Annotated in this window: 5 protein-coding genes and 1 pseudogene; 3 read left to right on the top strand and 3 right to left on the bottom strand. The window is 62.0% G+C overall.

Features of this window, described 5'->3' with window-relative positions; genetic code table 11:
- Positions 1-9 precede the first annotated feature (9 nt).
- The 3 genes and pseudogenes from B7P44_RS24750 (at position 10) to B7P44_RS24740 (ending at position 1,755) form a co-directional block, all read left to right on the top strand.
- Positions 10-654 carry a DUF1326 domain-containing protein gene (locus tag B7P44_RS24750; RefSeq protein ID WP_084908589.1) on the top strand — a complete coding sequence of 215 codons (645 nt, stop codon included), beginning with the start codon at positions 10-12 and terminating at the stop codon, positions 652-654.
- Positions 651-1,442: a DUF2182 domain-containing protein gene (locus B7P44_RS24745; RefSeq protein WP_084908588.1), complete on the top strand. Its 792-nt coding sequence runs from the start codon at positions 651-653 to the stop codon at positions 1,440-1,442. The genes B7P44_RS24750 and B7P44_RS24745 overlap by 4 nt, the downstream gene beginning before the upstream one ends.
- Before the next feature lie 38 nt (positions 1,443-1,480).
- A pseudogene (locus B7P44_RS24740) lies at positions 1,481-1,755 on the top strand (VOC family protein).
- A gap of 152 nt (positions 1,756-1,907) precedes the next feature.
- Here the strand turns inward: B7P44_RS24740 and B7P44_RS24735 are convergent.
- The 3 genes from B7P44_RS24735 to B7P44_RS24730 form a co-directional block, all read right to left on the bottom strand.
- Complete coding sequence (locus B7P44_RS24735; protein WP_084908587.1) at positions 1,908-3,668, bottom strand: ShlB/FhaC/HecB family hemolysin secretion/activation protein; 1,761 nt, start codon at positions 3,666-3,668, stop codon at positions 1,908-1,910.
- Positions 3,669-4,069: 401 nt separating this feature from the next.
- Complete coding sequence (locus B7P44_RS36665; RefSeq protein ID WP_133117897.1) at positions 4,070-4,528, bottom strand: hypothetical protein; 459 nt, start codon at positions 4,526-4,528, stop codon at positions 4,070-4,072.
- Positions 4,525-15,246: a hemagglutinin repeat-containing protein gene (locus B7P44_RS24730; RefSeq protein WP_231716827.1), complete on the bottom strand. Its 10,722-nt coding sequence runs from the start codon at positions 15,244-15,246 to the stop codon at positions 4,525-4,527. Before B7P44_RS24730 ends, B7P44_RS36665 begins: the two co-directional genes overlap by 4 nt.
- Between the last annotated feature and the right edge of the window lie 21 nt (positions 15,247-15,267).

The following is a 15,267-nucleotide window of genomic DNA, read 5'->3' as shown; positions in this document are numbered from 1 at the left end:
AGCACTGTCATGACGCCCTGGGAAATTCAAGGCACCGAACTGATGAACTGCAATTGCTCATACGGTTGCCCTTGCCAGTTCAGCGCGCCGCCGACCAACGGCTTTTGCGAAGCGATGGGCGCGATTTCGATCGGCAGCGGCCATTACGGCGACGTGCGGCTCGATGGCGTCAACCTCGCGGTGGTGTTCCAGTGGCCGGGCCCCATCCACGAAGGCAAGGGCAAGTGCCAGCCGATCGTCGACGAACGGGCCAGCCCGGCGCAGCGCGACGCCGTTCTGAAAATCATGACGGGGCAGGACACCGAACCGTTCGCCACGATGTTCTCGGTATTCGCGTCGACGCTCGAGCACGCGTTCGATCCGATCTTTGCGAAAATCGACTTCGACGTGGACGTCGACGCCCGACGCGGCCGGATTCATGTCGAAGGCATTTTCGACGTCGTCGGGGAACCGATCCGCAATCCGGTGACGGGCGCCGAACATCGCGCCCGGATCGACCTGCCGCACGGTTTCGAATACGAACTGGCCGAGATCGGCTCCGGCGCCAGCCGTTCGCGCGGAAACATCGCACTGGATCTCAAGGATACCTACGCGCAATTCGCGCGACTGCACATGAACAACACGGGACTGATCCGGCATCGCACCGCCGCATGATCGGCATCGACCCTCTCCTCAGGCACGAGCGCGTCGTCACTGCGCTCGGCATGGCAGCCGTCGTCGCGCTGTCGTGGCTCTACCTGTGGACAGGCGCGGGAATGGGCATGTCGGCGCTCGACATGACGGCCGTCACGCTCTTCCCGCATCGCCTGCCGCACGGCATCGGCAGCATGGATCCGTCGTTGGCGACCGTGATCGTCATGTGGTGGACGATGATCATCGCGATGATGACGCCCGGTGCTGCGCCGCTCATCCTGCTGTACCGGCGCGTCTTGCGACATTACGGCGCGGCCGACGGAGCGTCGTCCGCGCCGTCGCTGGTGCTACTGGCCGGCTACCTGACGGCCTGGCTGGCGTTTTCGATCGGTGCGGCATCGTTGCAGAAAATGCTGCAGCCAACCGGCCTCATTTCGGCAATGAGGCTGTGGTCGAAAAGCGCGCTCCTTTCCGCGATCGTTCTGGCCGCGGCCGGGATTTATCAGCTTTCGCCGTTCAAGCGAGCGTGCCTCACGCAATGCCGCTCGCCGGTGAAGTTCCTCACCATGCATTGGCGGCCCGGCGTCGCCGGCAGTTTCCGGCTCGGACTGCGCCACGGCCTTTACTGCGTCGGCTGCTGCTGGCTGCTGATGGCGCTTCTGTTTGTCGGCGGCGTGATGAATCTCGTCTGGATCGCCGCGTTGTCGCTCATCGTCTTCATGGAGAAGATCCTGCCCGGCGGCGAGCGCATCGGCCGTGCGCTGGGCGTCGTATTGATCGCGTGGGCCGGCGCGACGCTGCTGGCGTGATCGGTGCACTTCCCTTACCTGACCTCGAAGGCCGCCACATGAAACCAAGAATCAGGGTACTGACAATCCGCGTCGGCGATCTGGAAACGGCAATGCGCTTCTACCGCGACGGCCTGGGGCTGGAAACGGAAGGCATCGTTCGAACATGGCGCAGTCGCATTCCTCGATCTCCAGAGCGGCCTGAAGCTGGCGCGCTCGGCTCGTGAAGCCCGCAGGCACGACCTTCTGGGGCGGTTATTCCGGATATTTTCAGGATCCGGACGGCCATCTGTGGGAGATGGTTTTCAATCCGGCCTTCGTTCCCGGGGATTGAGGGTCATCGCGCCGGTTCCGTCGGCCGTGGCGCGCACCTGTATGTGCAGGTGCGAACCAGCGTGCGTCGGATAATCCCCCATTCGCACCCGGCCTCGTCGGGCACCTGCAGGCCCTGCCGTTAGTGTGTCGTCCACTATGCCGACGCCCTGCCTAGAACTGCGCGGTCACCTGAAATCCAACCGTCGCGCGAGCAGTCTGAAATCCGGATGGCTTGTAGACGGGCGTGCCCGCAAAGAGGTCATACGCATACGCACCGAAACACGTGCCGACGCTGCCCTTGACGCCGATCACCGCACCGGCCAGTTGCGTACCAACGAGCGCGATCGGCTGCGGTCCCCATACGCGGCCGTAATCCAGCCCGGCATAAACCGCTTGTCCCGTTTGGCCGATGGGCATCTGCAATTCATTGCGCCCGTAGAAGCCGCGCGCCGCCGCCAGCATCGTTTCGCCGTCGAAGCCGCGTACCGTGTAGCGGCTGCCGATCGTCAGGTCATCGATGTAGGACAACGTGTTTCCGGTGGACTGGCCGTGAAATGTTCCGACATAGCGAAATGGCTGTTTGCCGATCGCGAACGGCACCGACAGGTTCGCGTCGAGCACGGCCATCTTGAAGCGATAAGTCGGGCCACCTCCTGCCGCCATTGTGTCGGCCTGCGCACCGAACCCGCCAATGCCTTGACGATACGCAAGCGAGCCGTCGAACTGCGCACCGTCGAAGTAATGGCGGTCGGTTAGGCCGATTTCGATGATCGTGTTGTTGCGGCGCTGCTGCGTGATTTCCGTATCCTCGATGAAGCTCTGGCCGAAACGGCGCGACAGTCGGAAGTACGCGCCGAACACGTCGTTCTGGCTGCGCGCGAGCACACGGGCCAGTTTGAAATCGACCGTCTTCGAATTGCCGCTCGCGACGAACGTCTGGTTCACGCCGGCAATCTGCTGATAGTAGCTGTTCGTGTACGCGGACAGCGCCGCCGTCCAATAGCCCCACGGAATCGAATAGAGGGCGTTCCAGCCATGCGAGCCGAGGCGCTTGTCGCCGAACTCCAGATCCTGGCTCACGCCGACGTTGAGGACATCGTTCAGGCCGAGCGGATTGTCGATGCCGATTGACAGATTGCCTTGCAGTTTGCCGGTGGCGCGCGTGCCGGAGTTGTCGATCGACGCGACAACGGTCCACGGTTTCGCGCGCTTCACGTCGAGCACCACGTCGCTTTCGCCCGGCAGGTCGCCCGGAACGATTTGCATCGAGACGTCCTGGCTCGATACGCGCTTCATCTGCTCCAGGCCTTGTTCGAGGTCGCGCAGGTTCAGGATCTCGCCGTCGCCAGTGGGAAAGGCTGTCTTCCACGTGCCGCGCAGCTTGTCGTCGGCGAAGCGCACGTGACGAATCACGCCGGGGATCAGGGAAAGTTCGAGCGCGCCGCTCGATAGATCCTGCTCGGGAACGAGCACGCGCGTGGTGACGTAGCCGCGGGCCAATATCGACTGAGACAGTCCCTTGACCAGCACGTCAACGCCTTGCTTGCCGACGCATTGCCCGGCGTAGTGGCTCAGCCATTCGCGGGCAAACGCGAAGCGATCCATCGGCAGTGCGGACGCGCCTTGAGCCTTCGCAGTGTCAGGCAACGAACTCGGCACCTCGAGCGAGAAGCGGTCGATGCGGAAGCACGGCGTTTCAGTGGGAAGCGCCGGATACGCTTCGATGTGCGGCACTTCCGAGCGCACGGAAGGGGCGCGTACGGTCGCGTCGCGCTGTTGCGCGTCGCGTTGCTGCTGCGCTTGCCGATCCTGTTCCGCGTTCGCCCGTGCGGCGGCGGCTTGGTCGGCAGGTGTCGGTGCCTGTTGGGCCTGTACCCCGAGCGATACCAAGGCTGCGATCGGCAGCGCCGCCAGCCGTTTTGTTATTTTCATTTCTTATTAACTTCCCTGATTTTTCCTGCGCGTCGCACACCAATACTCCGGAGCACGTTTCGAAAATCTCTCGGCGTCACCTACCACGATGACTTGTCGATAAACCGAGCAACTGAACGTGCACCGGGACATCCTCATAGAACAATTACCGTAATCTCAGGTCACGCACAACATTTGTGCACCCATACTTCACAACACGCCCCCAATCAATCGAAAAACTCTACCCCAAAATCCCCTCTTCTAGCCCACCGCACATCTCCACTCAACCCCAACCCGCACTTCCGGGAACGCCAACTCCATCATTTTTGAAAAACACCCAACAATAATCCACGTCCAAATATACCCATTCACATCCTCCCATCAAATTCATTCAGTCTTGCGGTGGGTTTCCCGCATTGCTCTCACAATCCCGACAGCTCCATATCCACCATTTTTCCCTTTTCATCAACGGTAAGCGAATTCCAATAAAAATGAGTTACATTGCTCAACTCTATATCGACCACCTCGGCTGGATTGGTTGACTCCCATGATGCTATCGCTTGACTTCCACACACTGGGCATGGCGGTAACGCTTCGATCGAAAAAATCGATCCATTCTCGTCCCTATCGCACGCCAATTTACCGTAGATTTTATGGAGAATCTTGGCGCGATCCAATGAAGCCAGCGCCGACGTCTTTGAATGCAGACAAAGCAAATTGTCAACCTCCTTAAGCGTCTGATCCTCAAATACGTTCAAGTAGACGACTTTCCCATTTTCCGACCACAGCAAAAATTCACCGTAGGCGCCATCACCCAGCGATGGCGCAAAAAAATCATTTCCGCATGTGGAACATTTACACTTCATAAGCTCTAGTTTCATGGTGCCACCGGGGTAACCATAATGGGTTTCAAAATCTTATTAAAATCACCAATAATCGCCAAATTTGTTCCTCCCGCGGCTCGCTCCGAGAAATATCTAATAGTATTATAACCTTGCGCCATCGCATCCGAACCGATCTTCTGTGTCACCCCGCTTATTGGTCCACCGCCATACCCCCACTTGGCCGCAATGCCCGGGTTGGTCAGATCGAGAACTTTTACGGCATCTTGATTTACAGAAAAGCGAATACCCGTACTTGGATCGACTCCATAGTGCGCCATCTCAGCTAACGAAGTTCCTGGCTGTTCTGCAACGTAGAACGCAGAACCAAAGCGAGTTTTTGGATTTAGAAATGCGGGATCGATTCCTTTTTCCAATATTCCCTTAGCTGCCTCCGGCACTCTCGTAGAATGCCAGACATTGTCCGCTACTACCGCATCGGTCGCACCTTGCGCCATGCCTCTGTTCAGAATGGCACCAACTACGCCAGAGACAATCTTGCCGGCCGCCCCGCCCAGCACGATTTCCTCCAACGGATAGGCAGGGCTGGCAGCGCCGTTCCGCGTCGCGGCCCGCTGGATCATATCTCTGGCAAATCCTGCGATTTGCTGATTCGTCGGCCCATTCGGCGCAATGTAGTAATCGGAGCCGATGCCCGCAGATGCTGGCGTCTGGCCAAGTGCCAATCCCGACCTCGTTCCTCCCGGCGTATCAAACAATGTCGAATCGTTGAATTGAGAGCCGGTTGCCTGGAACGTCTTCAGCACGCCATCATCCGCAACAATCGGGCCGCCGACGCCAAAGATCGTCAGCCCCGACATCTGATTGATCGCGTTCTGTGCGATTTCCAGATTCGTGTTGAACGTATCCAGTGCCTGAGTGTTTCCTGATGCCTGCGCTGCGTGCGTCAGCTGAGTCTTGTACTGATCGAGTTGTTGGGATGCTTGCGCATCCACCTTCGCATCGGCCGCCAACGTCAACATGTCCGTCCAGTACGAAGTAAGCGATTGCTGATCGGCCGACGTCTTGCCGATAGCCTCAGCTATCTTTTTCGCAACCTTCGCGATCATGTCGCGTTCTTGCGGGTGGAGCTGCCGGTTGTAGAGATCTGCACTTAACGCTCCGCCCGCACCGCTGATCGCACCCGATGCTCCTCCCAGCGCCCCGCCAACCGCTGCACCAGCAACACCGGCAGCCACGTTCGTCAGCAATGTGCCACCCAGAGTGCCATCAGTGAGTTGTCCGACGGCCGAGCCCGCATAATCTCCCGCGATCGTGCCTCCAACTGCACCGACAACATTGCCGCCGCCCAGCGCCGCCGCACCACCCGCCACGATGGCGTGTGCGGCCTTTCTGGACGTGCTGTCATCATTCCACATCGCATACTGCTGATTGGCCGCATCGAGATCGGCCTTCGCCTTCGCAATCGCTGCCGGGTCTTGGGACTTTTCGGCGTCGTCCAACGCATCCTTCGCCTTCGTGACGGCCCTGGACGCCTTATCCGTCAGATACTTCCCAACCGCCCCCACGATCTGCATCCCGACCTGCCCCGCCGCCTGCTGCACTGCCAGATCGTTCTGCACCTTCCGCGCATCGAACGTGTTTTCGATCGCACCGTTCGCGATCGACATATCACGATTCAGGCCCGCCGTGCTGTCGTGGCCAGTGCCCGCATCGCCGCGAACCGTGATCGTGCCAGGGCTCACGGTCGCGTAGGTCGTCCCGGTCGCCTCGCTGCTCGTGCCCGCCGACGAGAATCCGCTTGGCCCCAAACCATTCGCCGTCACCGGTCCAACACCCGCCGGCCCCGTCTGCACGACCGGCGTATTCAGTTTGATGCCGCCCGGCGAGCTGTTGCCGACACCACCGCTCGCGCCAAAACCCATCGAGTCACCCGAGTAGCTCAGCTTGTTCTCGAGATTCGTATGCCCGAACGTCTCCGTCGACAGGCTGCTCTTGTCTGCGCCGGCCGTGCTGCTTGCGATGGCGCCACCGTCCAGCTGCGTATGCTTGCCGACGGTGACGTGATACCCCCCGTCGCCCGCAAACATCCCGCTTTGCCGGTTCACGGACTGATACGTCGCCGTGATCTTCTGCTGGCTGACGTTGGCGCTGCCGCTCACCGTCTGGCCGTAGCAGATCGGCGGCACGCAAACGCTCATCTGGAATCCGCCGCTCGTCTGCTTGCTTTCGTATGTCGCCGTATCCTGCTGGCTCTGGATGTTCAGGTCGTGACCCACCTCGGCGTTGATCGTCTGGCCCGACGTCTCCGCGCCGCGCAGATTCGTGTCCCGGCCGCTCTTCAACGTCAGCGTATCGCTCGCCGAAACCACCGTGTCGCGGTTCGTCACGCTCTGGCCGTTCGCGTGGCCACGCGCAATGCTCGCGGCAAGCTCCACCGTGATGCCGTTTTGTTGCCCGCCCAGCGCCACACCCACGCCAATACTGCCGCCGCTGCTGCTGTTGCGGCTCGACAGCTGAGTCGTGTCCTTCGCACTTTGCAGATTGACATCGCGCGCCGCCTCGAGCGTTACGTTCTTGCCCGAAATCTGCGTTCCCCGCGCATTGATATCGCCGTCCGTCGCAAGACCGTCCTGATCCTTGGCGCCGCTGCCGGTCGCGATCAGTTTGACGTTCTCGCCAGCCGTCAACTTGCTGCCCGCGTTCGCGAGTGAGCTGCTGTGTGATTCGCTCGAACTGGTGCCGCCGCCGATACTCACGGTCGCCTTCACGAGCGCCTGATTCGTCGGCTTGCCAGATGTAAACGCGTCGGCGACTTGATACGCGCTGTACGTCGCCAGCGCGGCTTGCGCCTTGTCCAGCGCGCCAAGTCGCGCATCGCCGCCACGCGCCGGATTCCGCATGCTCTGGTTCACGGCCGCCACCGCGTTGCCAGCCGCCCCGCCAAGCGCCAGGCTCACGCCGAACTGGCTCGAATGCTGGCTCATGCTGGTTTGCGTCGTATCGGTACCCGGATCGAAGTTCAGGTTCTTGCCGGTCAGCGTCAAATCCTTGCCCGCCATGACGTCCGAGCCGGTAACCGTCAAATCCTGCTTCGCGTCGAGCGTCACGTTGCCGGCGCTCGCGATCTGGCTGCGCATCCTGCTCTGCGTATCGCTCGCGCTGTCCTGGACCGTGTGGCTGTTCGCCACGCCGACGCTGAAGCCCGTCGCCGTGCCGTTGCTGCCGAGATTGCCGATCTGGCGACTGCTCGATTCCTGATGGCTCTTGCTCGATTCCAGGCCCGCGAGCACGTTGATCGCACCTTGCTTCGCGACCACATCGACGCTTTCCGTACCGCTGATGCCCGAGCCGATCACGTTCACATCGCCCGTTTTGCTGCGCACCGTCACGGTATTGCCCGAAACCGTCGTCGGGGCCTGAGTCGTTGCCGTCGTCCAGCCGTTCGCGTCACTGCGGAATGCGTTGTATGGCGACGGGCTGTTGCCGCCATGATTTGCCGTCCCGCCGATCCAGCGCGCCAGATCGCCGACGCTCGGCGTCGACAGCAACGCAAAACTCGAACTCGAACTGCTCGACTCGCTCTTCTGCCGATACTGATCCGTCGACGCCGCAAGCGTGACGTTCCGATTCGCGTCGAGCAACGCGGCGCCGCCCGCACTGATCGCCGAGCCGACCACCGTGATGTCGCCGTCCGTGGCGCGCCCCTGGGCGTCTTTCGCCGCGCCCCCGGTTGCGATCACCGACACATTGCCGCCGCCGCGAACCGTGCTGCCTGCATTCGTCAGGCTCGACGTGTCGAGCGAGCTTTTGCTTTGGCTGCGGCCATACGTCACCGAAATCGACGGCACATCGGCCGCGCTGGCCCCGATCTCGGTCGCGACACTCTGGGCACGCTGAAAGGCGTTACCCGTCGACGCGTTGTCTTTCACATTGCGGACGGTATCGAACAGCGTACCCGTCATCGCGACCGTAAAGCCGCTTGACTTGAACTCCTGCTGGTCGTGCGTCCGTTCGTCGTCCTGACCCGGATCGATCGTCACATTCCGGCCGACGATGTCGATGTTGCCGGTGGCGTTCTTCGTGTCGTCGGCGGCCTTGCCGGCCACGACGTCGCTGCCGCCGATGTGAACGTTTTCCCCGGCCTTGATCGACACGTTGCCTTGCACGCTGCCTACGGTGCTGCGCGCCTGGCTTTGCTGAACGACATGATTGTCCGACTGCGCCTTCTGTTCAGCCGAACCGACCGTGAAGCCGAGGCCGCCCGATCTCATCAAGCCCGATTGCTTCTTGTCGTAATACTTCGACGAATCGCTCCGATCTTCCGCGGCAAGGATATTCACGTGCCGAGCGGCATCCAGCGAAACATCACGCGCTCCGGCGACTGCGCTTCCGGTCACGTTAATGTCCTGGCCGCTCGTCACCGACACGCTGTCGGCGGACACCGAGCTGCCGTGACTGATCACGTCCACCTGATCGATACCGCTCGCCACCTTCGTATTGCTCACGACGACGCTGTGACTGTGCGTTTCATGCGAATTGAATTCGCGCGTCTCGGTCGCCGCACCGATATTCACATCGCCCTTCGCGTTCAGCGTCACCTTGCCCTTGTCGAGCGTCAGCGTACTGCCGCTAAGCGTCAAGTCCTTGCCGGACGACATGGCAAGCGCATCGCCGCTCTTGAGCGTCGTACCGGTCAGCGTCTGGTCCGACGCATGCAAACTGTCTGAATAGCTGCGGCGATGATCGCTGCCCGAGCTGTTGCTGTTCACGGTCGACGTCGAGCTGGCGGTCAGCAACGACACGTTGCCTTTCGCGTCGATTGCCCCGCCGCGTCCCAACTCGATTTGCGCACCGTGCGACGTGAGGTCGCCCGCGACGCTGATTCCCGACACACCCCCGACCTTGACCGAGCTGACGGTGGCGTGGTTGAAGTCCATATCCGACACACCGTTCGCACGCTGCACGACCTTGTGTTCGCCGGTCTGCACTGCACCGAGCGTCCAGTCGCCACCGATCAACGCGCCGAAGTTTCCGCCGACCGACAACTCGCCGGCGTTTTGCTGGAAGTTGCCGCCCGTGATGATTCCCGCATCGCCTGCCACATCGATGCGTGCGGTCGGCCCCAATGTCGTCGCACTACGCGTTGCGCCGTCACCGCTGACCTGCTTCTGCGTATTCGTCGCCGTATCGAGAATCAGATCGTCGCCTGCGCCGATGACGAGGCTGCCCGCCTTGACATTCGCCGACGTCAAGTCGACGTTGTGATCCGCTAACAGCGTCGTCAGCCCACCGCTTTGCATGGCACCGAATGCATTGTCGATCTGCTTGCCCTGAACCGACAGCGCATTGTCCGCTTTCAACGTGCCGTTGTTCGTGAACGACTGCGCGTCCTTGATATCGATGTCCGTCGCGGCAATCAGCGGGCCGTTGCCCATGTTCTGCTGATTGACCTTCGCGAGATACACGACCGGCACCAATACGGACTGGCCGTCGACCACACGCGTTTCCATCAAGATCACGTTGCTGGTGAGCTTCGACACCTGCGCACTCGACAGGCTCGCGCCGATCGGCAAGTCAAGCGACTTCGACAATTCCGCGCCGGCTGCCATCAGCGACTGATACATCGTCTGCAGGTCTGCATATGGCCCCAGCCCCGCCTTGCCGGTCAACGCCGTGACCTGGTTGCGGACGAGTTGCTGCTCGTAGAAGCCATCTCCGAGGCGTTTCGGGATATGGGTCAGGTCGACGCCGATCTGGCTAAAGAAGTAGTCGCTCGACAGGAGGCTCTTCTGGTTCGTAAACGCCGGATTCGTCTCGACGACATAGCCGGGATTCGGCGCGGCGTTCGGTCGGTACAGCCCGCCCTGCGGAATCGTCAGGTTGTTCAGCACGTTCAACGCCGTCGCACTGGCGATGATCGGATCCACCTGGATCGGCGCACCGCCATGCACGACCGCGGCCCCCGACTTCGTGACGCTCGCGTTGCCGCTCAGTCCGCCGAGCGTCAGACCCGGCACGGCTTGACCGGGCAGCAGGCCCAGCGACGGAATCGACGCATTGGCGGCCGTGTTGTTGATGCTCACGCCGGTGCCGGAGATCGTCCCGTTCGAACCCAAGGTCGATTTGTAATCCGGCAGGGCGTACTGCTTGACGTCAGCCGGTGCGCCGCCCGCATTGCCGAACGGCGATGTCCAGTTGTGTTCGGTGTTGTCGTAGTTGTTGTAGTGATAGTGCCCGGAGTAGGTGACCGTCACGCCCGGCGCCTGCTGGCCCGTCGCCGCCCAGCCATCCGCATCGTAACGAGCAGGCAAATTCACATTGCCCACCGCCGCGATATTGCTCCAGTGGTTTTGAAACGTGCCGGATGACGATGCGTCGATCGCACCGCCCGACACGATTTGCGCAGCGGGGCTGACGTCCTTGATCATGTTCGAGATCGCGACGCCCGTGTAGGTCGTGTACTGATAGCCGCTGTTCCACTGACCACTGTGGGGCGGATCCGTAAACATCCCGCCCGGCTGAGCCAGCAGCTTGGCGATGACGGGCGCGGGATCGTAATCGGGATCATCCGGAATGCGCGTGAGCCTGGGCCAGCCGACGTCACGACCGCTGCAGGCCTCCATGTGAAGGGCCACGCAGCCCGACATGCTGATGCCGTACCGTTCCAGAACGGCCGGATCGACGTTATTCGTGTAACCCGTGGTGGTCATCACGCGACGCGTGCTCGTCACCCTGTCGGCGTGCAGTTCCATGGCGCCGCCGGACTGGATCAGCGCAGACACGTTATTGACCAGCGCCGCGTTCGCATAGTTGCCGCTCGCATCCTTCCTGCCCGCCAGCACGACCCTGCCCATGCCGAAGATCGCAGTCGTTGCGATCGAGTCGGTCGTCGTCGTGTCGTCGCGGTTCTCGATGTCGTTGGCAAGAATCTCGAGCGTGCCGTTGCTGTCCGAGCCGCCAATCAGCGCGGTCGGCCCGACGTTCGAGACGGTGCCCGTTGCATTGAGCGACGTGCTGCCGCCCACGATCGCGCCCGTGTTGGTCAGGTTGCCCGATTGCGTACGCAGCAGCCCGCCCGCCGACAGCGCGCCCGAATTGACGATGTTGCCCGCGCTAACGCTCAGGTTGTTGACCGACTGCACGTTGCCGCTGTTGTCGAACGTGCCCGGCAGCGTAAAGGCAAGGTCATGGCCGACGTTGAACTGGTAGCCGGGCGTCACCGCGAAGTCACCCTGCAGATTCACGTTCGCATCGTGAGTAGCGCCGTACGTGCCGCCGCCTTGCAGCGTCGCGGCCGTTACCGTCAGGTCGTGCGTCGAGCTGATTTGCCCGTTCGTGTTCGTGATCGCGCCGGTTGTCGTCACGCCGACGTCGCCGTTCGAATTGGCAATGTTGCCGATCTGCCCGCCGCTGTTGTCCAACGTGTTGCCCTGGACGTGCAGCGCCCCGCCGCTCAGTTGCCCGCCTTGCGTGTTGGAAATCGATGCCGCGCTGACCGTCACGTCGCCGTTACCGGTGATCGCGCCCATGCCGAACACATCGCCGGCATGGCTGTTGACGATCTGGCTACCGCCTTGCACGGTCATCGCGCCCCTGCCGAGGTTCGTAATCGCCCCGTCAGCGTTGTTGATCGACGCGGATTGAACGGCAAGCGTGCTGGTATCGCCCACCGTCGACTGGCCGGCCTGGATGTGACCGCTTTGGTTCGCCAGCGAGCCGCCGCTGGTGAGCGACAGGAACGCATCCGAACGCACCAGCCCCCGTGTGTTGTTGACGTCGCCCGCGATCGTTCCGGTCGTCCCGCCCTGTGCCGAGAGAATACCGCTCGAGTTGTCCCAACTGCTCGCGTCGACAACCGCTTGCCCCTTGGTGACGATGGTGCCCGATGCGTTGTTCAGCGCGCTCGCGCCATTGGCCGGTGCGATCTTCAGCGTACCCGTCCCGGCATGCGTAATCGTCCCGCCGGCATTGTTCAACTGGGCCGGGGCGAGGGTGAGATCCCGGCTGTTCGTCTGGATCGTACCGCCCGCAGAGTTGTCCAGCGTGCCGCTGACATTGACGCTCATTGCCGACGATCCATATTGCGTGATCGTGCCGCCATGGTTCATCAGGTTCGGCGTGGTCAGCACGAGCTGATTGGTTTCGAGCTTGCCCCCGCTGTTATCCAGCGTCGAATCGGCGGTAACTGACAGGTTCGGCGCAACGATCGAACCGCTCTGGTTCGTCATCGAGCCCGTGTGAATCGTCGCATTCGTGATCGCGCCGATCCGGCCGCCGTCGTTCGTCAGCGTGCCGCTGGTCAAGCCGAGATCCGTATCGGAAGACAGCTTGCCGTTCTTGTTGTTCAGCGCGCCGCCGACCGTGGCCGACAAGCCGGTTTGACCGTTGATCGAACCCGATGTGTTGTTCAACGCACCGGTTTGCGCAACGACCCGCCCGTTACCTGCGATCGTGCCGCCGACGTTCGAAACCGAGCCGGCGCCATTGCCAAGCGTCAGCGTGCCAGTACCCGCATGCGTAATCGTGCCGCCGTCGTTCTTGAGCGTGGTCGGGGCGAGCATGAGGTCGGTGCTGTCGGATTGCAGCGTGCCGCCGCTCGAATTGTCGAGCGTGCCCGAGACGTTGACCGTCATCGCGCCGGCCCCGGTTTGCGTGATCGTGCCGCCGTGGTTCACCACATCGGTTGCGCCCAACGAGACCTGATCGGCCTGCACGGTGCCGGCACTGTTGTCCAGCGTCGTGCCGTCGACCTTGGCCGTATGGCCGATGATCGTGCCGCCACGGTTGGTCAGGTGCGCACCCGCATCGACCGTCACGCCCTGGACGCCCTTCAGCGTGCCGCCGCTGTTGTCGACCGACTGACCGGAAACATGAAGATTCGTGTTGGACTTGATCGTCGCGTGGTTGGCTATATTCCCGCCTTGCACGGTCACATCGCCATTGCCGCCGATCACGCCGCCTTGCGCGCCGTCCGCTGCCGTACCGGCTGCATTCGTGAGCTGGCCGGTCGCCGTCAGCGCCAGCCCATCGGTATTGAGCGACGTAATGCGGCCCGCCGTGTTGTCGATCGTGACCCCGTCGACTGTTGCTCGCCCGGCGCTCTGGATCGTGCCTTGATTGTTCGCGATGGCGCCGCCGCGCAGCGCCAGCGTGCTTTTCGATACAAATGAGCCGGACTGGTTGGCGAGTTGCCCGGAGGTGGCCGTCACCGACAGCGGCCCCTGCGACGACACCTTGCCGCCCTGGTTCGATACGCTGCCGGCCGTTACCGTGGTGCTGCCCTGGCTCGACAGTTCGCCATGGTCGTTGACGACCGCGCCCGCCGCATTCGCCGTGAATGCACCTTGAGTGCTGGTCGTCGCATTCGCAAGGTTCACGTCACCGGTCGTGGCAGTCAGCGACAGGTTGCCGTTCGCTGCCGTCGTGCCGCCGGCAAGGTTCACGCCGTGGCCCTTCGCCGTGACGTTGCCGCCTGCAACGTTCTTGCCGGTCGCGCTCAACGTGCCCGTCGTCGTGACTTGCAGGTCGCCAACTTGCGTGACGATACCGTCGCTGTTCACGCCTGCGCCGAGCGTGCCCGTCGAGTTCAGCGAACCCGCCGTTACGCCCACGTCATGCTGTGCCGCGAGTGTCCCGGTATTCACCACGTCGGCGCCCGTGCTCACCGATACCGACTGCTGACCGTAGGTCGTGCCGCTGCTCTCGACACCACCCGCCGCGGATACCGCGACGTTGCCAAGCGAGCTGATCTTGCCCGACTGCACCAGCCGCCCGCCAGTCGTCAGCGTCATGCCCATCGCATCCGCCGCGATCGTGCCGGCGTTCCGTACACCGACACCGCCCTCTGTCCCGACCAGGAAGATGCGATTTGCGTACATCCCGCCGAGCTGGCTCACGTCGATCGCGACGGCGGGCGCCGCACCTTCGCCCTGAATTCGCGTTGTCTGGAGCGTGTCGTGATTGACCTGGTTCGCCCCCGCGACCACGTTAAGGTTGTTTGCGTAAATCGCGGCATTTGTTTGTACGGCTCTGGCAATGAGGTCGACCTGGTCGACATTCGTTGCATTCAGGCCCGCGCCTTGTACCGTAATGAGGCCACGTGTCGTATTGAATCCCGCCAGCGCCCCGTCCGCATTCAAGGTCGGCGTACCGGTCGTCAGGATTGCGCGCGAGGTATTAATAAACCCGCCGCCATCAACGACCAATCCGGACGGATTCGAAATGATCACCTCGGCGCGTTGGCCCGCCACCTCGACGTAGCCTCTCAGTTGCGTCGGGTTGTTGCTGTTGACCTGGTTGACAATGATGCGTGCCGCATCATTCGGGCCAAAATTCGGATTGCCGTTGATATAGCCCGCTTGCTGCGTGTTCGTGATAACTGGCGAGTTGTTCAAGATCACGCCAGGTTTCTGCACGTCGAACTGGGAATACGTATTCAACGAAACACCAGCCCCGCTGGGTTTGTTGATGTTCACTTGCGGCAAGCCACTCTGCGTCTGAACGACAGCCGGCGCATGCGGACCCGCGCCCACCACCTGCGCGCCGGCCCACATCGGCACTACGCCTGCCGTCGCCAGCGCGGCAAACGCCACGCGACGCAGCGCCACCCGCGGCATCACGCTTTGCAAGGCACCCGCCACCTTGCGCACGGCTTCGCCCCTGCCCGCTTTCCCCGACGAGCTGACAGTCTCTTCGACTGCGATTAACATGCCGCGCACGCGACTGAACACGAGGCGATATTGATTTTTATTCATGAGTGCAACGAGTTTTAAACT

This window comes from Burkholderia ubonensis subsp. mesacidophila (assembly GCF_002097715.1).
GTDB lineage: Bacteria > Pseudomonadota > Gammaproteobacteria > Burkholderiales > Burkholderiaceae > Burkholderia > Burkholderia mesacidophila.
Note: the sequence above shows the minus strand (reverse complement) of the source record. Positions and strands in the feature narration are given on the sequence as shown.